The organism is Mesorhizobium sp. M2A.F.Ca.ET.039.01.1.1 (assembly GCF_003998035.1).
Lineage (GTDB): Bacteria > Pseudomonadota > Alphaproteobacteria > Rhizobiales > Rhizobiaceae > Mesorhizobium.
Genome location: NZ_RZRY01001622.1, coordinates 1 through 379 on the forward strand (window position 1 = coordinate 1; position 379 = coordinate 379).

Genomic DNA, 379 nt, shown 5'->3' on the forward strand with positions numbered 1-379 from the left:
TGACAGAAGAAGCCGAAAACAATACTGACGCCCTCATCGAGCTTATCGCCGAAGTCGTGTCGGCCTATGTGTCGAACAATCCGCTCCCCGTGGGCGAGCTTCCGGCTCTAATCGGCCAGGTGCATACGGCGTTGAAGGGCACGATGGGCGGCCCGGTCGCGAAGCCTGAGGACCTCAAGCCTGCCGTTCCCATCAGGAAGTCGGTCACGCCCGACTACATCATCAGCCTGGAGGATGGAAAGAAGTTCAAGTCGCTGAAGCGGCATCTGGCGACCCACTATGGTCTGACGCCCGAAGAATACCGGGCGAAATGGGGACTATCGGCAGACTATCCGATGGTTGCCCCGAACTATGCCGCCGCGCGCTCAGCTTTGGCGAA

The 379-nt window shown here is 59.6% G+C and carries 1 protein-coding gene; it reads left to right on the forward strand.

Going from position 1 to position 379, the window contains the following annotated elements; genetic code table 11:
- Positions 1–379, forward strand: a 379-nt coding sequence (locus EOA24_RS41230; RefSeq protein ID WP_127410983.1) for a MucR family transcriptional regulator, incomplete at both ends; no start/stop codon positions are given.